The 22,691-nt window shown below is 34.0% G+C and carries 16 protein-coding genes; 14 read left to right on the top strand and 2 right to left on the bottom strand.

Going from position 1 to position 22,691, the window contains the following annotated elements; translation table 11 throughout:
- Window positions 1-21 precede the first annotated feature (21 nt).
- A complete protein-coding gene (locus tag C1Y58_RS04945) occupies window positions 22-2,409 on the top strand; it encodes a glycoside hydrolase family 94 protein (RefSeq protein WP_105614864.1) in 2,388 nt (795 codons plus the stop codon).
- A gap of 48 nt (window positions 2,410-2,457) precedes the next feature.
- Here the strand turns inward: C1Y58_RS04945 and C1Y58_RS04940 are convergent, their stop codons facing one another.
- The gene (locus C1Y58_RS04940; RefSeq protein WP_105614863.1) at window positions 2,458-3,735 is read right to left on the bottom strand and encodes an LCP family protein; all 1,278 of its coding nucleotides are present in this window, start codon (window positions 3,733-3,735) and stop codon (window positions 2,458-2,460) included.
- Between the two features lie 336 nt (window positions 3,736-4,071).
- Here C1Y58_RS04940 and C1Y58_RS04935 point away from each other — a divergent pair, with 336 nt between their 5' ends.
- The 5 genes from C1Y58_RS04935 to C1Y58_RS04915 all read left to right on the top strand — a co-directional run bounded on the left by C1Y58_RS04935 (window position 4,072) and on the right by C1Y58_RS04915 (window position 10,282).
- Window positions 4,072-5,097: a hypothetical protein gene (locus C1Y58_RS04935; RefSeq protein ID WP_105614862.1), complete on the top strand. Its 1,026-nt coding sequence runs from the start codon at window positions 4,072-4,074 to the stop codon at window positions 5,095-5,097.
- Window positions 5,098-5,264: 167 nt separating this feature from the next.
- On the top strand, window positions 5,265-6,524 hold the full coding sequence (locus tag C1Y58_RS04930; RefSeq protein WP_105614861.1) for a Glu/Leu/Phe/Val family dehydrogenase: 1,260 nt from the start codon (window positions 5,265-5,267) through the stop codon (window positions 6,522-6,524).
- 96 nt (window positions 6,525-6,620) lie between these two features.
- Entirely contained in the window at window positions 6,621-7,436 is an 816-nt protein-coding gene (locus C1Y58_RS04925) for a hypothetical protein (RefSeq protein ID WP_105614860.1), read from the top strand.
- 82 nt (window positions 7,437-7,518) lie between these two features.
- Window positions 7,519-7,806: a small, acid-soluble spore protein, alpha/beta type gene (locus C1Y58_RS04920; protein ID WP_105614859.1), complete on the top strand. Its 288-nt coding sequence runs from the start codon at window positions 7,519-7,521 to the stop codon at window positions 7,804-7,806.
- 196 nt (window positions 7,807-8,002) lie between these two features.
- A complete protein-coding gene (locus C1Y58_RS04915) occupies window positions 8,003-10,282 on the top strand; it encodes a helix-turn-helix domain-containing protein (protein ID WP_170311521.1) in 2,280 nt (759 codons plus the stop codon).
- A gap of 77 nt (window positions 10,283-10,359) precedes the next feature.
- Here C1Y58_RS04915 and C1Y58_RS04910 read toward each other — a convergent pair whose 3' ends face one another.
- On the bottom strand, window positions 10,360-12,057 hold the full coding sequence (locus C1Y58_RS04910) for a S8 family peptidase (protein ID WP_105614857.1): 1,698 nt from the start codon (window positions 12,055-12,057) through the stop codon (window positions 10,360-10,362).
- 425 nt (window positions 12,058-12,482) lie between these two features.
- Here C1Y58_RS04910 and C1Y58_RS04905 point away from each other — a divergent pair, with 425 nt between their 5' ends.
- The 8 genes from C1Y58_RS04905 to C1Y58_RS04870 all read left to right on the top strand — a co-directional run bounded on the left by C1Y58_RS04905 (window position 12,483) and on the right by C1Y58_RS04870 (window position 22,641).
- The gene (locus C1Y58_RS04905) at window positions 12,483-14,147 is read left to right on the top strand and encodes a type 2 periplasmic-binding domain-containing protein (RefSeq protein ID WP_105614856.1); all 1,665 of its coding nucleotides are present in this window, start codon (window positions 12,483-12,485) and stop codon (window positions 14,145-14,147) included.
- A 64-nt stretch (window positions 14,148-14,211) separates the two neighbouring features.
- A complete protein-coding gene (locus C1Y58_RS04900) occupies window positions 14,212-15,168 on the top strand; it encodes an ABC transporter permease (RefSeq protein ID WP_105614855.1) in 957 nt (318 codons plus the stop codon).
- Between the two features lie 14 nt (window positions 15,169-15,182).
- Window positions 15,183-16,076 (top strand): carbohydrate ABC transporter permease, encoded by an 894-nt coding sequence (locus tag C1Y58_RS04895; protein ID WP_105614854.1) that lies wholly within the window; start codon window positions 15,183-15,185, stop codon window positions 16,074-16,076.
- Window positions 16,077-16,350: 274 nt separating this feature from the next.
- On the top strand, window positions 16,351-17,349 hold the full coding sequence (locus C1Y58_RS04890) for a LacI family DNA-binding transcriptional regulator (protein ID WP_105614853.1): 999 nt from the start codon (window positions 16,351-16,353) through the stop codon (window positions 17,347-17,349).
- A 66-nt stretch (window positions 17,350-17,415) separates the two neighbouring features.
- Window positions 17,416-18,909: a sugar ABC transporter substrate-binding protein gene (locus tag C1Y58_RS04885; protein ID WP_157949954.1), complete on the top strand. Its 1,494-nt coding sequence runs from the start codon at window positions 17,416-17,418 to the stop codon at window positions 18,907-18,909.
- 112 nt (window positions 18,910-19,021) lie between these two features.
- Window positions 19,022-20,386 (top strand): ABC transporter permease subunit, encoded by a 1,365-nt coding sequence (locus C1Y58_RS04880; RefSeq protein WP_207655705.1) that lies wholly within the window; start codon window positions 19,022-19,024, stop codon window positions 20,384-20,386.
- Between the two features lie 2 nt (window positions 20,387-20,388).
- Window positions 20,389-21,264 (top strand): sugar ABC transporter permease, encoded by an 876-nt coding sequence (locus tag C1Y58_RS04875; protein ID WP_242985326.1) that lies wholly within the window; start codon window positions 20,389-20,391, stop codon window positions 21,262-21,264.
- A 45-nt stretch (window positions 21,265-21,309) separates the two neighbouring features.
- Window positions 21,310-22,641: an alpha-amylase family glycosyl hydrolase gene (locus C1Y58_RS04870; protein WP_105614851.1), complete on the top strand. Its 1,332-nt coding sequence runs from the start codon at window positions 21,310-21,312 to the stop codon at window positions 22,639-22,641.
- The last annotated feature ends 50 nt before the right edge of the window (window positions 22,642-22,691 follow it).

The following is a 22,691-nucleotide window of genomic DNA, read 5'->3' as shown; positions in this document are numbered from 1 at the left end:
ATAGAATAGGGGAGAATAAAGATGTCAGAAGTAAAAAAGTTTGAGAATAAATATGGTTATTTTACCCAAGATGGCAGAGAATATGTTATAACAAACCCTAGAACGCCAAAGCCATGGGCAAATATTATCAGTAATGGTGATTATGGTTTTATGGTGTCGCAAACTGGTGGAGGTTATTCTTGGAGAGGGAATGCGGGACAAAATAGAATTACACGAACTATGCAAGATATTATTAAAGACCCATGGGGGAAATATGTCTATATTCGTGATATTGAAACAAAAGAATTTTGGTCAGCTGCATGGAAACCTGTTATGGCTGATTATGAGTACTACGAGGTTAGACATGGAATTGGATACTCCATTTTTCGTCAAAAAGTAAATAATATTAACAGTGAAATGAAGGTGTTTGTTGTACCAAATGCTCCTGTAGAAATAATGGAAGTGACTCTTAAGAATGACAGTAATTGTAGACGAGCATTAGATGTATCTTCCTATTTTGAATGGGGCTTAGGATTTGCACCAGATGAACATAGAGAGTTCCACAAAATTTTTATCGATTCAGAATATAATCAGGACATTAACGGTCTGCTTGTTAATAAATATTTATGGGGATTTAAAGATGAAAAAGGTCGTAGTAATAACCTTGATTGGGACTATACAGCATTCCATGCAGTGAGTGAAGAGCCTAAATCCTATGATGGAGATAAAGAATCTTTCATCGGTATGTATGGACAAGAAGCATCACCAGCAGCTATGAAAGATGATCAATTAGCTATGAGAACTGGACGCTTTGTTGATGCAGCAGCTTCTCTACAGGTGGAAGTAGTCTTAAATCCTGGAGAAAGTAAAACCATTGTCTTTACCATTGGAGCAGGACAGAAAGATAAAGAAGACCCAAAGGAATTAGCAAAAAAGTATAGTAGTGTAGAAGCTTCAAAAAAGGCATTTGAAGAAGTTCATCATTTCTGGACTCAGTTTATTGATACAGAAAAAATAAATACACCTGATGAGGCTATGAATATTATGACTAATATATGGCTAAAGTATCAGTCAATTTCATGCCGCCTATGGGGAAAATCAGCTTACTACCAAACAAGTGCTGGCTTTGGCTACCGTGATCAACTACAGGATTCTCAAATATTTCTCATTAATCAACCAGAATACACCAGAAAACAAATTTTAATGCATGCAGGGCAACAATTCCAAGAAGGTGATGTTCTTCATTGGTGGTTCACTATACGCGGTGGTGGACCAAGAACCAAGTGTTCTGATGATTTATTATGGTTACCATTTATCCTTGATGCTTACCTAAAAGAGACCAAAGATTTCTCAGTATTAGACGAAGTTGTTCCTTTTTTAGATGGTGGTGAAGCTACTGTTTATGAGCATTGTAAACGAGCTATTGAAAGAGTATTCCAGCGATTTAGTCCTCGTGGAATACCTTTAATGGGTGATCATGATTGGAATGATGGTCTAAGTGCTATAGGACAAGACTGGAAAGGTGAAAGCTTCTGGGTTGGAGAATTCTTGTATATGATTTTAACAGAATTTATACCTCTAGCAATAGATAAAGGTGATCAGGCTTTTGCAGAAAAATGTAAAGGTGTAAATGAAGCTATGAAAGTAAGCATCAATAAGTATGGATGGGATGGAAAGTGGTATTTGCAAGCAACCACTGATGAAGGACTTAAGGTAGGTTCCGAAGAAAATGATGAAGGACAAATCTTCTTAAATCCGCAAATATGGGCAGTCATGAGTGGTGTAGCTGATAAAGAGTGCTCCCAAAAAGTGATGGAAGGTGTAACTAAGTACTTATTAAAGGATTATGGTACGTTACTTTTATACCCAGCTTATAGTAAGGTACGAAGAGATATCGGTTATATAACGCGTTATGCTCCTGGATTGCGTGAAAATGGTGGGGTTTATACACATGCAGCCACATGGGCAGTCTGGGCTTATACGATGATAGGAGAACCAGAGTTGGCCTATGAAGCATACAAACGTATATGTCCGCCAAATCGTTCTGACGACCCAGATGCCTATATGTCAGAACCCTATGTAACACCAGGTAATTCAGACGGTCCTTTGTCTCCTTACTTTGGTAGAGGTGGCTGGACATGGTACACAGGATCATCCCAATGGCTTCATCGTGTAGGTACACAATGGATTTTAGGGGTACGACCCACTTATGAAGGGCTTTTAATTGATCCTAGCATTCCAAAAGACTGGGATGGTTATTCATATACACGTCAATTCAGAAATGCAACCTACCACATTTCTGTTGATAATTCAGTACATGTGAGTAAGGGGATTAAAGTAATTTATGTAGACGGTAATCCTATTGAAGGAAACATATTACCAGATTTTAAAGATAATAAAGGACACAAGATCGAGGTAATCATGGGTTAAAAATACTATAAAAAACCTACAGATATAAAATCTGTAGGTTTTAGTATCCTATTTTTCACTGCTGCCAATAACGATTTGAATATCAATACCATCTGGTATTACAGTATTATCGACAACTACTTTGGCATCAATAAAGTATGACATCAGATCTTGACCATATTTTTCTTCTTTAACATAAATACGAGTTTGATCAATACGAGAGCCTTCATAGTTACCAACGGAAATGACAGTGTAATCATCATCAGATAAAATGTCTTCAAATTTTGTTGCAAGACCATTTGTTGAACCACCATTGAGTACTTCTATAGCTAATCCCTTGCTTTCAACAATCTCAGGAGCACCAATAGCTAATTTTTCATCAACAAAGGTTTTCACATTTTCACTATCATAAACGAAATAAGAAACGTCATCAATGTACATAGCTTCTCCTGGAATAGTGTAGGATCTTAAGTTGTTTGTGGATATATCATCGAGGTACTTGGTATAGGCCAGTATATCCCATATGCCCACATCAGTGGATAAATTAGAATACAGTGCTGAAATGATACCAGGTATTTGCTTAACAATTTCAGGTTCAAGTGCAGACTTCATAAAGGCTTGCATAAAGTAATGTTGCATTTCAATACGATCTAAATCACCGTTTGTATAAGTGGCGCGGTAACGAACAAAGTCTTCGGCTTTCTTGCCATCAAGAACTTGAGTACCAGGCTCAATATAGATATATAAGTCTTGGTAGGGATCATGGTACTCCATGAGTTCAGGTACATATATTTCTACACCACCGATAGCATCTACCATTTCATTAAATACATCTAAGGAGATTTTAATATGGTGATCTATATCCACACCAATAATCTCTTCAATAGCGCTTAATGTGTATTGTTCAGGATTTTCCACGCCAGCCCCCTTAGCATATGCATGTAAGCCATTAAGTTTAAGGACTTTTGGAGCTTGTAGCTTACTAGCAGCATCATCACTGAGCTGTATATAAGTATCACGAGGTATGGAAAATGTATCAATCATATGGGTTTCAGTATTAAATACACCTATCATCATAACATCAGTTAAAGCTTCACTTTCATCAAGACCAAGTACTGCTACTGTAATTAATTCGTTTTCAGTTGTAACGACAGATACTGTTTCTGGTTCTGTTGGATTCTCTTCAGTTAAGGATGTTTGACTTTTATCAATAGGGGGTTGTTCTTGACTATCATTGTTCATAAGGGTATAACCACCAACAACGACTAGCCAAATGACGAAAAAAGGTACGACAATTGCAGTGACGATTCTCAAGTATTTTCTTAGCGGATTTTTATTTTTGGACATCTATTTTCTCTCCCCTTGTGTGTGTATATATTATCTATTCTAACTATTTACCGTATATTTCATACAATAAGAATGTTAAATTTGCATTTCAATCTCATACCTTAATAGTATACAACAATTTTATCGAAATAGCATCAAAAAATTAGCACAAAATAAGCATGATAACCAAGGAAAAACCTAGTGACAGTGGCTGAAAAAAAGCATAAATGTGTGAAGTAAATGAATATAGTCAATAATATAGACTGAAAGAAGAGTTGATGAAGGTTCTATTTGATTTTATATAAAAAATATGGTTTAATAATTGAGATATTTAAGTGAGAAGTGAGGAGGACTAAAATGGATAAGCAAGAGCGAATGAATACTTTGTTAGATTTAATTGATGAAGAGTATTTAACAAAGGAGTTTTATATACGATATTTTGAAGAAATTTATAAAGATGAAAGAAAAAAGAGTTTAACACGAACTGCTATGGAAGCTTTTGATACATTATCAGAAGCCTTTGATGTTATTTTAAATGATGAGAATTACAAAGTCATTTATCACCGTTGTAAAGAGCTAAAAGAAATACTTGAAAATGTCATACTAGAGTACTTTGAAGAAAGAGAAGATCATGCATTAAATGAAGTCTTTACCCCAGCAGAAATTAAGGAAATCAATGAGGATAAAGAATTTTTTAGTGCTTTTGACGAATATAAGCAAGATATTTTTAAGGATTTATTCCATAAAGAACCTAAAAAGATATATGATGTAGCTAAAAAATATCTATTAGATGATGAAAAACATATGAGTCTATCTGAAGAAGATATTATTATGGAAATGGTCAAGGTTTTTGATGATGAATATGTTATAGGTCAGTTAGCCGAAAAATTTACTCATATTATTGATAATCATACGAAATATATTCTTGAAGTTGATGAAGAGAATGATGAGGATCTTACAGGTCAAGCTGATAGTATTTTAATGCCTATAGGTCAGTTTGACATCAATGATTACTTTGATATATACCCTTTCTTGTATGAATATACAGGAGAACGCATAAGTTTACTAGGTGATGAAGAAGGAAATGGAGAAATTTCTTATTGGGGCACCTATGAAGAGTATTTCCAAAATATTTTAAGAGACATGATTCTGGGGAATTTAGGGCGTGTGTTTGAAGAATTGAATAATAATAGGCATTCTGACTATACTATTCTTATGGATCGTCTCCGAATAGAAACCAAGGATTATCTAAATGTACAGAAAATTTTAAAGGAAAGCCAAGTTTTGTACTACGAACTTAATGAATTTGAAGAAGGCATCTGGACCAAATTTGCCGAAAGTTCTGCTGAAGACTTGTATAGAAAAGGAAAAAAGGGCTCATAAATCAAAGATTAGAGCCTGATTTAAATATTCAAAAAATTCTATACTATGACGGTGAATTGCGCTTAAAATCTTTTTGGGTTAAGGTATTGCTTCATCAATTTTTTTGGTTTAAAATAAAGTTGTAAAGGAAATCCGTGCTATAAATAAGGGAAGGTAGGGAATTAGATATGAGCGAAAAAACTTTAAATCCATTTGAGATTGTACAACAACAAATTGAAGACGTATGTCATGAGATGGGGGAAGAAGAAGCAGTACACCGTCTACTAAAAAATCCTTTAAGAGTTTTTGAAGTAAATATTCCAGTTAAAATGGATGATGGTTCAACAGAAGTATTTAGAGGATATAGAGTTCAACATAATGATGCTCCTGGTCCAACAAAAGGTGGTATCCGTTTCCATCCACGTGTTGATGAAGATGATGTTAAAGCTTTAGCAACATGGATGACATTAAAATGTGCAGTTATTCACTTACCATATGGTGGTGCTAAAGGTGGGGTTGAAGTAGATCCATCTAAATTATCTGATCAAGAACTTGAAAGATTAGCTCGTGGTTATGTAAGAGCGATCGCACCAATTATTGGTGAAAGAAAAGATATTCCTGCTCCAGATGTAAATACTAATGGTAATACAATGGCATGGATGGTAGATGAATATTCTCGTTTAAGAGGTATTGGACGTACATTACCAGGTGCATTTACTGGTAAACCAGTTGAATTTGGTGGCTGCCATGGTAGAAAAGAAGCTACTGGTTATGGGGTAGCATTAATGGCAAGAGAAGCTGCTAAATATAAAAATTTAGATTTAAATGGCGCAAAAGTCGTTGTTCAAGGTTTTGGTAATGTTGGTAGTTATTCAGCTTTATACCTTGAAGAGATGGGTGCAAAAGTAATTGCAGTATCTGACGTTTCTTGCGGTTTATATAATGAAAATGGTCTACCTATTGACGAGCTTATGAAGTTCGCTGAAGAAAGAAGACCTTTAACTGAATTCAAAGGCGATGCAGAGATGATTGATCGTGAAGCTATCTTTGATATTGAAAGTGATATTCTTTGTCCATGTGCATTAGAAAACTCTATCCATATGGGTAATGTTCATAAAATCAAAACTAAAATCATTTCTGAAGGTGCTAATGGTCCTACTACTCCAGAAGCAGAAGAAGTACTTAATGCACAAGGCATTTTAGTCATTCCTGATATTCTTGCTAATGCTGGTGGTGTTACAGTATCTTACTTTGAGTGGGTACAAAACTTACACAACTATTATTGGAACTTTGATGAAGTTCAAGATAAGCAAGAGAAGAAAATGATTCAAGCTTTCAATAGAGTTATTGGCTATATGGAAGAATTCTCAATTCCAATGCGTAAAGCTGCTTATCGTATCGCTATTAAAACAGTAGCAGCACCAATGAAATTACGTGGTTGGTACTAAGATATATGTATAATAGGGCAATCCATTATGGGTTGCCTTTTTTTGTGGGAAACTTTATAATGGTAAATATATACATATTTCATTGGGGTGATCATTATGAAAGAAAGGATACTACCTTGGCGTATCTTGAAGCAAGCCATCTATATCTATAAAGAAAAATTTACGACACTTATTGTATACTCCTTATTGATTTTCATAGTACAGTTTTTTTTAGATGGGTATTCTCTACTAGTAAACCGGCTGAATATACCCACTGATAACATATCGTACCTCATAGGTAAACTCATACTCTACATACCCTATCTATATTTCACTTTTTTATTTTCTATTGCTCTGATTATACTATGCTCACTTTACTATGAACATAGAGATATGGAGTGGCGAACACTTATTAAAATGAGTAAATTAAAGTTTTGGAAATACTTATTAGCTGACCTAGAGATACTTGCTTATATGATTCTCCCCTTGTTAGGTGTTTTTTTTGCAGTTTTAATATTTCAAAATTATTTTGGTATAGTCATCGCTATTCTCTCATTTTTAATCATGATATGGCTAACCTTAAGAATGATTTTTGCAACCTATATAGCGGTATTAAGAAAAGAAAAAGGATCTTTTGTTAAGACGAGTATGTTGCTTACAAGAAAAGAAATAAAAAGTGTTGCTATCGTCTACCTATTGAGTAGTATAATCTTTCATACACCTTTTGTAATAATAGAATTAGGCGAATTATTTGAGGTTATTAATGGTGTCACGGCACAGTTGTGGTTTATGTTTTCAAAACAAAGCATACTTTTGTTAGCTAGACCCTTTACCATTGCTTCATTAACTGGGTTATTTATCAGCCTAAACGAAAGATTGGATGAAGAAAAGGATTTAGAAATTAAATCATCTTGCTCCTGGTTTGCATCATAGTATATTATGTTCTGTTGTAAAATTGAGGAATAGGTGTAAAAAATCATTTGATTGGTTAGGCTAGTTATAGGAGGTGTCCATTTTGAAGTTTGATAAAAATATTAAGAACAGTATGCCTAATAATAATCAAGCAGTATCTAATAGTAATACATTAAATCAGATAAACATGAATGATAGTGACGGAGTACCAGAAGGTATACCTGAGAAGGTTCCAGAACCTGATCACCCTTATATGGGTAATCTTACATCCCATCAAATTGGTACCATGGCTAAAGCTGGTCAGCTTGGCGGAGAGATGGTTCGTCGCATGGTGACACAAGTAGAAAAAGAGATGGCTGATGGTGAAGTTGATGGAAATAACTTGATGTAGTTAGTGCGTAAATTACTTTAAAAGAGTATTATGTGGATGCTAGAAAGTATCCACATAATGCTCTTTTCATTTTTTATCTATTAATTCTATATATTCATCATCGTTTTCAATAATTAATAATGACAAAATGATATTATTCACACCCATTCCTATGCTACAATTAAGAAGAGAGATAGAGGGGACAAGGGGGATGCTTGTGAAAAATCATGGTTTATTCAGGAAATGGTATTTATCTTATTTAATCATTGTATGCATAGCATTATTCTTTAGTATTGGTATTTATAATTTGTTTGCTAGCACAATGGAAAGTGAAATAAGCAAATTAAATAGTGCTTATTTATCACAAATCAAAGGGTTGATAGATGGAGAAATTCAATCCATTGATCAAACAGCTCATATCATAGGATTAACGCCTACTATTCAATCTGTCATCAACATGGAAGAAGAATTGACCATAGACGATAGATATGTATTACGTGAAGCATTGAAGAATCTAAAATTATATAATACCTCCAATGATTTGAGCAAAAATATATATCTATATGTCTTTAAACCTGGTTTATTAATAACGAACGAATCCGTATACACCAGTTATCTCGATTTGTTTACAACAGAACAGTTTAATGTTGATGCTGACCTCTTTAGACGTATTGTAAAAAGAAACTATCAAAGAGAGATCAACCGGTTTAATTATTTGACTGGTGAAGGTGATGAAGTGAGTAAACTGTTATATTTACAATCCCTACCAATAAACTATAAAAGCTCTATGACTGCAACATTAGTAATAGAACTTGATGAAAGCAGAATTAGCAAAGTTATGGGAGAAGATGAATATTTATCAGAAGGGCTTCTATGCATCTTAGACAGCCAAAATAGGTTGATATTTTCAAAAGGTGATTTAAGCTTTCCTAATGGGCTAAAATATGAAGAACTATCAGATCATCAGGTGATTCGTGATGTCATTGATGGACATAAAGTGGCTATATCTAGTTTAGAATCCGACGTAACAGATGTTAAATACGTTAGAATAGTGCCAGAGAGTTTATTCTGGAAAGAGGCTAGGAAATTAAAAAATAAAACCATTTGTATTATTATTTTGTTGGGGTTAGTCGGAATAATATTGGGTTATTTATTTACAAAGAAATATTATAAACCTTTAAATAAAATTGTTCATAGAGTTAAACCAGAAATGGAAGAAGAAATAGTAGGTAATGAATACCAATATATTGAAGACGCATTAGATCATAATTTTGAAATTCAAAAACAAATGAAATGTCAATTAAGTAGGCAAAATAAAGTGTTTAAGAATAATTTTTTAGCTCGAGTACTTAAAGGTAAAATTGAAGATGAAGAAGAGCTACGACAACAATTAAAAGCCTATGATATTCAATTCACGGATAAGCATTTCGTTGTGATGGCTTTTCAAATACATGACTTATCCCGTTTCAGTAAGAGTAAAAACGTTGAGCATGAATGGCGTTTAGCTAGATTTATTATTGGTAATATATTTCATGAAGTCATGTCTAAGCAAAACAAGTGCACCATTGTAGAGTCAGAGGAAATTCTGGCATGTATATTAAGCGATATAACTTTTGCCAAAGAAGAATATTATCCAGGCTATTTAACAGATATCATACAAGAAGCTTATCAGCCCATTAAGGATAACTTCAACATTGATTTCACAGTGGCTATTAGTTTTCCACATGATTCATTAATGGGAATCTCAGAAGCCTATCGAGAAGCCTTGGATGCATTAGCTTACACGAAAATATTAGGCAATGTTGACACAATTTTTTATGGGGACACGTTACAATCAAAGAGAAAATACGATTATTCTATAGAGAAGGAACACCAAGTTATCAATTTGATCAAAGTAGGAAACTATGAGAAAGCTAAAGACCTATTGGATGAAATATTAGACCAGCATTTAATGGAAGATTTGATTTCATTAGAAGCTGTTCAATGTCTCATGTTTGACTTATTAAGTTCAATCATCAAGACGATCAATGGTTTCAAAGAACAAAAGATTTTGGATGATTTAAAACCAATTAAGAAAATGATGAAATGCCATTCAGTAGAGGAGATGAGAAAAGTACTTGATCATACTCTATCTGAAATTTGTATGGTTAAGAAACTAGAATTAAATAATGATGAATCCAATGACCTGAGTAAACGAGTAAAAGAGTTTATACTTGAACATTATTATGATACTGATCTGAATGTTTCTATGTTGGGAGAACACTTTAATATGACACCAGCGTATCTATCTAAATTGTTTAAACAAGATACGGGGGACAGCCTTCTCAATACCATTAATAAAGTCCGGATAGATCACGCTAAAAAGCTATTAGAAGAAACAGATGAGACAATAGGTCAAGTTGCTAATAAAGTAGGCTATACCTATAGTAATGCTTTTATTAGAGTTTTTAAAAAATATGAAGGTGTTACACCAGGGCAATATAAATCGGTATTATAACAGCCTCTATGTTGAAGTCTAGCTAGGGGATTAATAGACTAGCGAAGAGCCTATTGGCTCTTCGTTTACGATGATACTTATATTATATTAAGCGTGTTTAATAAATCTAATTCACCATATCCCCATTCCTTATTAGGATATTTCATTCCTTTTCTTCTCTTTGCTCCTCGAGAGAGATAGGTTTTCATAGTCATTGTATTAATATTTGGATTATTACCTTGAACGATTCCCCATTCTAATAGGAGTGCAGATGCTCCTGCAGTAAGAGCAGTTGCTACACTTGTACCTGTCATAGTGCCATACTGATTGTTGAGATAGGGACCAATGACATTAACTCCTGGTGCTACAATGTCAGGTTTAATTCTAAGGTCTCTTGTATAGCCTCTCCCAGAGGATAAATAAATGCTATTATTCACTTCGTTATAAGCACCTACTGTTATTGTTCCGGGATTAGTTGAGGGTATAACAACGGTTGAATCAGGGTCTGGACTCAAGAAAACAGTATTATCTTCGATAAACCCGCGTATAGGTAAATAGATGTCAAACTCTCCATTAATCAGGATCTCACCATGAACCACAATAGTCCATAAACCCGGTAAGGGTTTTTCGATTATTATAGCAATGGACTCTTCGGCGGCTCTTTCTTCTAATAAATCATAGTGAACGCGAATAACTGATGATTCTATAGGAAATACTTTCTTTTGCCATCTGCGTATTTCAGATCGAAATACCCCTGTGGTAGTTCCACTTGGTGATATTAATTCTATACTTAATTGATCGGGAAGAGGAACCCACATGTTTAAAAATACGCCCTCTTCTTTTTCAGCAATATTAAAATCTAGACTTAATTTATTTTTTCCTTCTTTAAAGATTCCATGGAAATGGTGGTCAGCGTTAGCTTCATTTCCTGCTGTAGTAACCATGACGGCACCAATGGAATCACCAAATTTTGCTAATATTTCTTCGAACTCATTGGTTCCATTGTGGGGACCATCAGATGATGCAAATGCTAATAATACAACGATAGGCTTTCCTAATTTTTCTGCTTTATCTAACACATAATTTACTCCTTGTAACATATCACTTGTTTGATAAGCAATAGCATCTTCTTTTACTTGAAAAAACTCCCTTAAGCATTTTTTTGCTTGTTTTAACTTAACAATAACTAAATCTGCATCTGGCGCTGCACCTTGGAACTTCTCCTTATAATTAGGTCTCCCTGCTGCTATACCTGCTAAAAAGGTACCATGACCAATTTCATCCATCGTAGGTACAATTGATAGTGGGTCATCAGAATTTATAGCTTCGGTTATTTGGTTGTTTGTATATTCTGTACCATAGAGAAATCCTTTTGGTGGAATACCTGCTTCTGTTTGATCCCAGATGCTTATTATTTTACTCGTATTATCTTCATATCGAAAGGCTTCATGGGTATAGTCTATACCTGTATCTATGAGTGCTATAATCACGCCATTACCTGTAATATCCAGAGCTTTACTTTTAAGAACTGGTCCAATCCCTGCAGCTTCGATACTACTTATACTTGATAGACCATATACGTTTGGTATGATTATGTACTCGCTATTAAGATAATAGTTTTGACAATTTTCTAGTCCCATCTTGATATGAAATAATATCCAATCTTCAAAAACTCTTTTGGCACAAATCGCTCCTGCTTCTTTGGCTACTTCTTCAAAATCTCCTTTATATCTATACCAAATGTCTAAGTAATCTTCAGAAGTTATGATTTCATGACAATCAATATCTTGTCTCAATATCTCACACGCCCTCAAATATGAATACTTACCATTAATATATATTCAATTACAATGATAGTAGTACGTTTTTTACTCTAAAGTTATCCTTATTTCTGATATAATTAAGTTACGATGGTGAATATATATCAGGAGTGTTTATCAACCTTTTTTTAACATTTGTTTATGGATTTTAACTATTAATCATAGCTTTTTTAGAAAAAAGATATCATAATAAAAAGTGTTCATTAAACGATTTTAGATTTTCATTATTAGAGAATAAAATAATAATATGGTATTTAATAAATGCGTCATTATTTCATACAAATGTTTATTTACAAAATTATACTTATGATTAATAATAAAATCATGGTTCGAACCAAGTAGCAACATTTAATAGAGCATTATGGATTTAAACTATTGAATAGAAATAGGGGGAACATATAATGAATAAACGTGTTGTAAAATTGATCTCGTTCATATTAGTATTAAGTATGCTTTCAATGTTATTTGTAGGCTGTAGTAAGGATGCTGAAGAAGGTACAAGTAGTAAGTCTGGTGAAAAAAGTGCTGTATCTGAAAAAGATAATAAAGCTGATAACAATGCAGATGATTCAAAAGAATTTTCATATCCTATAGATGGAAGTAAGACATTAACGTACTGGGTACCATTAAATGGTAATGTTTCACAACAAGCAGCTAACTTAGCGGATACACCATTTGGGAAAGCTTTAGAAGAAAAAACTGGTGTTACAATTGAATACTTACATCCAGCACAAGGTCAAGAGAAGGAACAGTTTAATCTATTAGTTGCTTCTGGAGATTACCCTGATATTGTTGAATACGATATTTTAAAAGAATATACAGGTGGACCTGAAAAAGCTATATTAGATGGATTTATTATTGACTTAACAGAGTATATGCCTGAGTATGCACCAAACCTAATGCAATATTATGGTGAAAATTCAGAGGCCGAAAAAATGGCTAAAACAGATACAGGTAAGTACTATAGTTTCCCATTTATTCGTGGTGATGATGCTTTAATGGTTTACTTTGGCCCTATCATTCGAAAAGATTGGTTAGATGATTTAGGATTAGATGAACCAGAAACCATGGAAGATTGGTATAACATGTTGACAGCATTTAAAGATGAAAAAGGTGCAACATCTCCTTTATCCTATCAAAACTGGATGCTTGGTGCTGGTAACGGTAGCCCCTTTATTGGTGCCTATGGTATATCAAAAGATTTCTATATAGATGACGCTGGAAACGTACAATTTGGTTCTATGCAACCTGAATATAAAGACTTCCTAACAGAATTCAGTAAGTGGTATGCAGAGGGTTTAATTGATCCTGATATTGAGACAGTTGACAGTAAGCAAGTAGCTGCCAAGATAACAGGTGGAGAAACAGGAGCATCATTAGGCTATCAAGCAAGTCGATTAGGTAACTGGCTAAAAGCTAAAGAAGATGATCCAACCTATGATTTAATGGGAGCTAAGTTCCCAGTATTAAACAGTGGCGATAAGCCAATGTTTTCACAAAAAGACTTTGCACTTCCTGGTACTGCTGCATTTATTACAACTGCATGTGAGGATATCGAAACAGCTATGCGTGTATTGGATTTTGGTTATACAGAAGAAGGTCATATGTTAGCTAACTTTGGTATTGAAGGCGAGTCTTATGAAATGAAAGACAACTATCCATCGTATACAGATGCGATATTAAACAATCCTGATATGCCAGTAGCAGCAGCGTTAGGTCAATTTGCACGTTCATGCTATAGTGGTGTAATGGTTCAAGATGTTCGCTATATTGAACAATATGGCTATACCTTTGAACAGCAAAAATTAGCCAACCAAAACTGGCAGTATTCAGATGTTGACAAATATCGTATGCCAAAAGTAACACCAACTCCTGAAGAAAGCCAAGAGTTAGCAACAATTATGAATGAAATTAATACTTATCGTGATGAGATGTATGTTAAATACTTATTTGGTCAAGAGAGTCTTGATAATTATGATGAGTATGTTAAGAACATTAAAAACATGGGTATTGATCGTGCTATCGAAATTTATACAGCCGCATTAGAAAGATACAACAACAGGTAGTAAGTTATCAAGAAAGGAAGGGGAATCCCAACCCTCCTTTCTTTATTTGAAAGGAAGTGAATGAATGAAAGGAGAAGTAAAGTCTATAACAACCAAGGTGAAGGCCCAAAACAGTTTTGGTGTACGAGCTAAAAAAGATTTTATCCGTAATAGATCATTATATCTGATGGTATTACCTGTTATAGCTTATTTCATTATATTTAAATATATTCCCATGTATGGTGCATCAATAGCCTTTAAAAACTATTCTCCTGGGCTAGGAATTATGGGAAGCCCTTGGATCGGATTAGATCACTTTGTAAGATTTTTTAACAGTGTATCTTTTTGGAGAGTGTTAAAAAATACATTTTTATTAAGTCTATACTCCTTATTATGGGGATTTCCAGCACCAATTATTTTAGCATTATTATTAAACGAGCTTAAGGTTAAGAGGTTCAAAAACAGTGTTCAGACCATTACATATCTGCCTCACTTTATTTCTTTAGTCGTTATCATTGGCTTATTAAAAGATTTTTCAATTACTGACGGACTCTTTAATGATATTATTGTATTATTAGGCGGAGAGCGAATGCCACTACTTCAAAAACCTGAGTTCTTTAGAACGCTTTACATTTCTTCTGGTATTTGGCAGGAGATAGGATGGGGATCAATTATCTACCTAGCAGCCTTAGCAGGTATTGATGAACAGCTCTATGAAGCAGCTATGATAGATGGTGCCAATAGATGGAAACAAACACTTCATGTAACCCTTCCTGGGATTAGTTCAACCATTGTTATTCTACTCATTCTAAGAATTGGTCGATTACTTAGCGTAGGATTTGAGAAAATCATTTTGATGTATAATCCTGCAACTTATGAAGTAGCAGATGTTATATCCACATATGTTTATCGTGTAGGACTTTTGGAATTTAGTTGGAGTTACAGTACAGCTATTGGGTTGTTTAATTCTGTATTAAACTTCACTTTATTGATTGCTGCTAATAAGATCAGCAAGAAATTCAGTGAATCTAGTTTATGGTAAAAGGAGGGGCATATATGGCAGCAGCTTATTTAAAACCATCTAAAAGTGAAAAAGTTTTCAATGTTTTTAATATTTCATTATTAACGCTATTTACAATAACGGCATTATATCCAATTATACATGTTGTCATGGCTTCTATAAGTGATAGTAATGCATTAATACAACACAGTGGAATTTTATTGACTCCTGTTGGTGATGCTAGTCTATCAGCCTATAAAGCGGTGGCACAAAATCCTAATATTTTAAATGGTTACATGAACACTCTATTTGTATTATTTGTAGGGGTTATACTTCAATTAATCATGACATCTTTGGGGGCTTATTTCTTTTCAAGAAGAAATGTCATGTGGAGAGATCTATTAATGTTCCTTGTCGTTTTTACCATGTTTTTTGAAGGCGGTATGATTCCCTTTTATTTGACAGTTAGAGCATTGAAATTAACGAATACCCGATGGTCATTGATTGTACCCTTTCTTGTCAGTGCCTATAACTTGATTATTATGCGAACATCATTCGCGGCTATTCCAGTTAGTTTGGAAGAATCGGCAAAACTTGATGGTGCCAGCCACTGGACTGTATTATTTAGAATAATTTTACCGCTGAGTAAACCTGTTATTGCTGTTATGATTCTGTATTATGGTGTTGGAGCTTGGAATGGTTGGTTTTGGGCATCAGTATTCTTAAGACAAAGAGAGCTTTATCCGCTTCAATTGATACTGCGTGAAATACTTATTGCTAATGACGTGGATTCTATGACTCAAGGGGCCAGCTTAGCCGATCAAGAAGCCATTGGTGAAAGTATAAAATATGCAACAATAGTGGTAGCAACATTACCGATCCTATGTGTTTATCCTTTCTTGCAGAAATACTTTGTCAAAGGTGTTATGATCGGTGCTGTTAAAGGATAATTATAATCAAATTATTGTATAGAAGTTAAGACTAAAAAGATTGCAGTTGCCTCAAGATAAAAAGAGGCAGCTGTTTTTTAATGGATACTAATCACTTTTTGTGATGAATAAATCAAGTAAACGTTTTACTAGGTTGAAATTAAACTATTAATGATGCATAAAAAAATTAGAGTTAAATTAACTTATATCATGAAAATCCTATATAATATTGAATTAATTATGGGTATTGTATTATACTACAGATAGTTGAACGTTTGACTAAGGGAATGATTTCATGAAAAGAACAACATTAAAAGATATTGCAATAAGAGCTGGTGTTTCTATTACGACGGTATCTAACGTTCTCAATAAGAAGAATATAACCAGCTATTCAGAAGATAAAAAACAAGAAATATTACGAATTGCTGAAGAGCTTAATTATGAAACCAATCTTGCTGCTAAAGCACTTGTAACTCAGCAATCCAATATGATTGTGGTACTATTACCTCCTTATATGTTAGGGTGGATTCAAGAGAGTCCATTTTATTTTTACTTAATAAGTGGTATTGAGAATAAAGCGAATACAATGGGATTAGATGTGATCATTAAGTTTATTAAATTTAGTGAGACAGTAGAAGAGTTGTTAGCTTGGGCTAAAAGTAGATGTCTTCATGGCATTGTGGTTGTTGGGGAGATTAATAAAAGTTTAATTTTAGGATTAAATAAACTAGATATCCCTATAGCTTTAGTTGATAATTACACCCAATTTAAACTTAAAAATATTCATTATATCAATACAATGGATGAGTATGGAGGTATGCTTGCGGCTAGACATTTGATGGAGCAGGGCTATAAGCGGTTATGTATATTAACATCCAATATTACAGAAGAAAAAGTAGATTACCATCGTTATCAGGGATTTAAAAAAGCTATAAGACAAGCTGGATATGAGGAATCACTTGTTATTGTTAATACTACTACCTACCAAGAAGGGTATGATATCAGCTATGAAGTGAAAACAATGGGTGTGGATGGAGCCTTCTGTACTTCTGATATTTTAGCTATTGGTCTTATGGATGGTCTGACAAACCTTGGTGTAAAAATACCTGAAGACTTCGGTGTTATTGGCTTTGATAATATTAGTCGTAGTAAAGAAAATTGGTTGCCCCTAACAACAATTAACCAAGATGTTATCAAAAAAGGGGAACTAGCAGTAGATACCTTGAATAATGAACAATCATGGGGGAGTCAGGTAAAAGTTTCTGTTAACTTAATTAAACGACAAACCACATAAATTTTTTAGTAATAGGGGAATTTCTTTTTGTAAAAACATTAGATTGAATGTTATAGGAGGATTATGATGAAGAAAATAGTTACTATGATATTAATGTTAACTATGATTTTGTCAATAACAGGTTGTCAAAAAAGTGTTACGGCAAAATTTGAAGAAGATTTAATTTGGGATGATGAAAAAGGGCAATACACCAATGAGAAGGATGCGAAGCTATCAATATGGCTTGATAATGAAGAATATGGTGATAAACTGATTGAACTATGGAATGAAAAGTACCCAGATGTAGAATTAACTTATGAAAACCGTGACGTTAATGAGAATGTAACAAAACTAAAATTAGACGGACCTGCTGGTATTGGTCCAGATGTTTTTTACATGCCACATAATGCCGTTGTTGATGGTAGAGAAGCAGGAGTCTTATTTCAGCTACCTGAAAGAGACAAAAAGTATTTTTTGGATATCATGCAAGAGTCTTCTTATAAAGTAACCATGTATGAAGGAGAAATGTACGCTGTTCCAGATTCTGTTGAAAACATTGCCTTAGCCTATAACAAACAAATATTAGCTGCTCTACCTACACTTCCAACAGTCTTCAATACAACAGCTTCTAATTTATTAGAACAAATTGAAAATGAAGAGATCTACATGGAAGAATTACTTGCCGGTATAGCGAATTGGAGTAATAATTACGTTGGTACTGGTGTAGAAATTCCTTATTTAGAGGATCGATTCTATACAGCTGAAGTAGAAGGTGAAGCTGGATCAGAGGATAAGCATACTATCATGGCTTGGCAATTGTATGATGCATATCATATGTATCCATTCTTAACAAGAGATGGCTACCGTGTTTTTGGTGATGATAACAATGACCCAACTCAATTTAATATGACATCTAAAGAAGTTACGGAATCTATTCAAGCCGTGACAGGCGATTGGTTTGGTAATAAAGAAACATCAAAACTATTTCCAGGACTTGCAACGATTCAGGATGTTGTTTGGGATCAAGGACCATCACGATACCAAAAAGGTCAGGTGGCTATAACAATTACGGGACCTTGGGTGATGTCAGATATTAAATCAAACTGGAAAACATGGGTTGAAGAAGGGCGATTTGGTATAACTGAAAATACTGAAATTTCAGATATATTTGGAGTGAAAGCACTTCCTAAGTTCAGTAATGACCAAAATCCAATAACTTTTTCAGGTGTGAGAGTAACAGGTATGAACATTTACACCGATTATCCTAATGCGTCTATGAACTTACTGAGATTCCTTTCAAGTGAAGAAATAATGAAAGAAGTTTATGGCATTCTAGGTAAGATACCTGCTGTCAAAGATTCTAAAGGTATACCAGGACTTAATGAAGATGCAATATCTCAAGGATTTTTATCACAAGCAGCTTATTCACATCCTATGCCTGTTATACAAGAAGGAAATTATATGTGGGATCCTTTAAGAGATGTTTGGACAAATATTTTTGATGAAATGATGTCTATTGAAGATGCACAAGCAAAATCACAAGAAGACTATGAGCGTATTTTACACGATGCAGGAAAATAATGAAGTGACCTTATGTAAAAACAAAAGATAAAGTACTAAAAAACTGGTATTGGGGTTAGAGCTTCAATACCAGTTGACATGTAGGAATAACTTTATTATAGGGAGGTAAACTGTGGAACAACTATTTTACTATAAAAAGAATGCAAAACTTTGGCAGAAAGTTTTAGGGTATGAAATGACCAGTTCAGGTTGGCTATCCGTTTTTGTGATGGGGTTTGGGCAATTTAAGAATAAGCAAAAAGGAAAGGGGATTCTCTTTCTAAGTATTCAGTTGATGTATCTGATGATTGAAATCTTAACAAGCAGCTTAGTTCAAGGGACAATTCCTGGACAGCCTGATGCTTGGGGATATGGCTTTTTTGCAAGAGGACTATGGGGATTTATAACTCTGGGAGATACAACGGGTGGACGTTTTAGAGATAATTCACCTGTCCTCATGATCGAGGGTTTGATTGCGATCTTATTACTACTCATTCTACTAATGATTTGGATTTATAATATTAAAGACGCTAATAATACGGCATTCATCTATAGAAAAACGGGACAGATTCAATCTTCCAAAGAATACTTTAAGCACGTAGCAGAATCCAGTTTTGCCTATGTTGTAAGTATGCCATCCCTCATACTATTACTTTTTGTTTCTATTATGCCGATTCTATTTGCTTTTTTCATAGCATTTACAAATTATGATGCTTATCATAATCCACCAGCAGATTTAGTAGATTGGGTGGGATTGATCAATTTTGGCAAGGTACTCAATCTTCCTGGCTGGCGAACGACATTTTTTGGAGTGGCTTCTTGGACTCTGACCTGGGCTGTATTAGCTACTGTTACTACTTTTTTTGGAGGTCTTTTTTTAGCTGTATTAGTCAATAATCATCGTGTCATAGGTAAGAAAATTTGGCGTACCATCTTTATTTTACCTTGGGCAATTCCAGGGATGATCTCTTTATTAGTTTTCAAGAATTTCTTCAACCAAACGTATGGACCTTTGAACCAAATGCTAGGAATGGATATTGCTTGGTTAAATGATCCTGTATTAGCTAAAGTAACCTTATTAATTATCAATTTTTGGTTGGGTGTCCCTTATTTTATGATGTTAATGACCGGGATATTGACTAGCTTTGATAAAACCCTTTATGATGCGGCAAAAGTAGATGGTGCTAGCCGGAAGCAAATGTTTTGGAAGGTAACATTTCCTATCCTATTTTCCCAAGTAACGCCACTATTGATCATGTCCTTTGCAGCTAATTTTAATAATTTTGGTGCTGTATTCTTCCTAACCAATGGTGGACCAAGGAATATTAATTATGAATATGCTGGTCATACAGATATACTCATAACATGGATTTATAAAATGACAAAAGATTTTCAAATGTATAATATGGCATCGGTTATGTCAATCCTAATCTTTTTAATTATAGGTGGGATTTCTACATGGAACTTTTTGAGATCTGATGCATTTAAGGAGGATTAAGGATGAAAACAACTGGGTCATCTAAATGGAGCAAAATGACACCTATGGAACGTATGAAAGAAGTCGTGATACACATTGGTATATATCTTTTATTAATACTGGTAGCAATTGTTATACTCTATCCAGTCATATGGATAGTAGGCTCTGCCTTTAATGAAGGGTCATCATTGGCCTCATCAACGGCTATTCCTAGACATCCAACACTACACAATTTTGTAAGATTGTTTGAAGAGACAGATTATGAAAAATGGTATATGAATACGTTAATGATAGCTGTTCTTAATATGGCTGCATCTGTAGTTTTAACTGGAACTATGGGTTATGTTTTTGCAAGATTAAAATTTGCTGGTAAGAAATTTGGGCTATTATCAATTCTGATTTTGCAAATGTTTCCTTCTTTTATGGGGATGATAGCAATTTATGTACTCTTTTTAAACTTTGGTTTATTAAATCAACCCTTAGCATTGGTTATTATTTATAGTGCAGGGCAGATTCCTTATAATACTTGGTTGGTTAAAGGATATCTGAATAATGTACCGATATCTTTAGATGAAGCTGCTTATATTGATGGTGCCACCAAATTTCAAACCTACCTCAAAATTATTCTACCAGTTATGTTTCCCATATTGACTTTTGTGGCAGTAACACAGTTTATGGTGCCTTGGTTTGATTTTATTCTTCCAAGTTTCTTAATCACTTCCAGTGAAAAGAAAACTCTAGCAGTTGGTTTGTATGAATTAATTAATGGGCAGGCAAACAATAATTTTACCATGTTTGCAGCTGGTGCTGTTCTCGTTGCAGGACCTGTAGCTATTTTATATTTATTCTTGCAAAGATATTTATTAGAAGGTCTTTCAGCAGGTGCTAATAAAGGCTAAAGATGCACAAGAAATAACATCTTAAATGAAGAAAGGAAATTAAAGATGGCAAAAGACACATTAAAAACCTTAAGAAACAAAGTAATATATGAAATTTATGTACGAAATCATGGTTCTAATGGAACGTTCCTTGATATAATGGATGATCTTGAGAGAATTAAGGAGCTAGGTGCTGATATAATCTGGTTGATGCCTATTCATCCCATAGGACAAAAAAATAAAAAAGGAACGCTAGGCTGTCCTTATTCCATTAAAGACTATAAGGCAATCAATGAGGAATACGGTACATTAAAAGATTTTATGGAACTCATCGAAAAAGTTCATGCATTAGATATGAAGATTATGATTGATGTTGTCTATAACCATACCTCTCATGACGCTGATTACTTAAAAGAGCATCCCGAATATTATTACCGCAATGCTGATGGCAGTACAGGGAATAAAATTGCGGATTGGGATGATATTATTGACCTAGATTACGCTAATAAAGATCTATGGGAAGAACAAATCATTGCCTTAGAATACTGGACAAAACTAGGTGTCGATGGTTTCAGATGTGATGTAGCACCAATGGTACCAATGGAATTTTGGAGTCAAGCGAGAGAAAGAATCAGGAGCATCAATCCAGGTAGCATTTTACTTGCAGAATCAGTTCATCCTCATTTTATCGAATGGGTAAGAAATCAAGGATTCTATATGGCTTCAGATAGTGAAACTTATGAAGCGTTTGATATTTGTTATGATTATGATACCCATGGGGAATTACACAAATATCTTTCTGGAGATATTGAGTTGGAATCATTATTAATAAAAAAACGTATGCAGGAACATATTTACCCTGAAAACTATGTGAAACTAAGGTTTTTAGAAAATCATGACCAACCACGTATAGCATCACTAATAAAAAGTGAAAAATTACTAAAGATGTGGACTGCTTTTATGTTTTTCGAAAAAGGTGCTACACTTCTTTATGCAGGCCAAGAAGCAAAAGATCAAAAATGCCCTTCTCTATTTGATAAAGACTTAATTAATTGGAATGACCTAAATGAAGAATTCTGTGATTTTATTAAACAGCTAGGAGCAATAAAAAAAGAGGCGATATTTGCTGAAGGATGCTATAAAATTCATCATACGCCTAAAAAGGATGTTATTCTAGCGACTTATGTAGATCAGGAGCAATGGGTTATAGGTATCTTTAATATTGGACTTAAATCAGGTGAATTTAAGTTGGTTAGTCACGAAGAAGGTTATTTTGACTTACCATCTATCCAAGATGGTAACTATGTTAATCGCTATACCAGTGAAGAGATTAAGGTGGTTAATCAGATGATCCAACTTATTGATGAACCAATCCTGTTTCATATAAAAATTAAGTAAGGGGAAGGTTTGAGATGGGTTTGAGAGGGAAAAATAGCATTAGGATAATA

The sequence above is a fragment of the Vallitalea okinawensis genome (assembly GCF_002964605.1).
Classification (GTDB): domain Bacteria; phylum Bacillota; class Clostridia; order Lachnospirales; family PQDH01; genus Vallitalea_A; species Vallitalea_A okinawensis.
The sequence above is the reverse complement of the archived record's forward strand: the minus strand, read 5'-3'. Positions and strand labels throughout refer to the sequence as shown.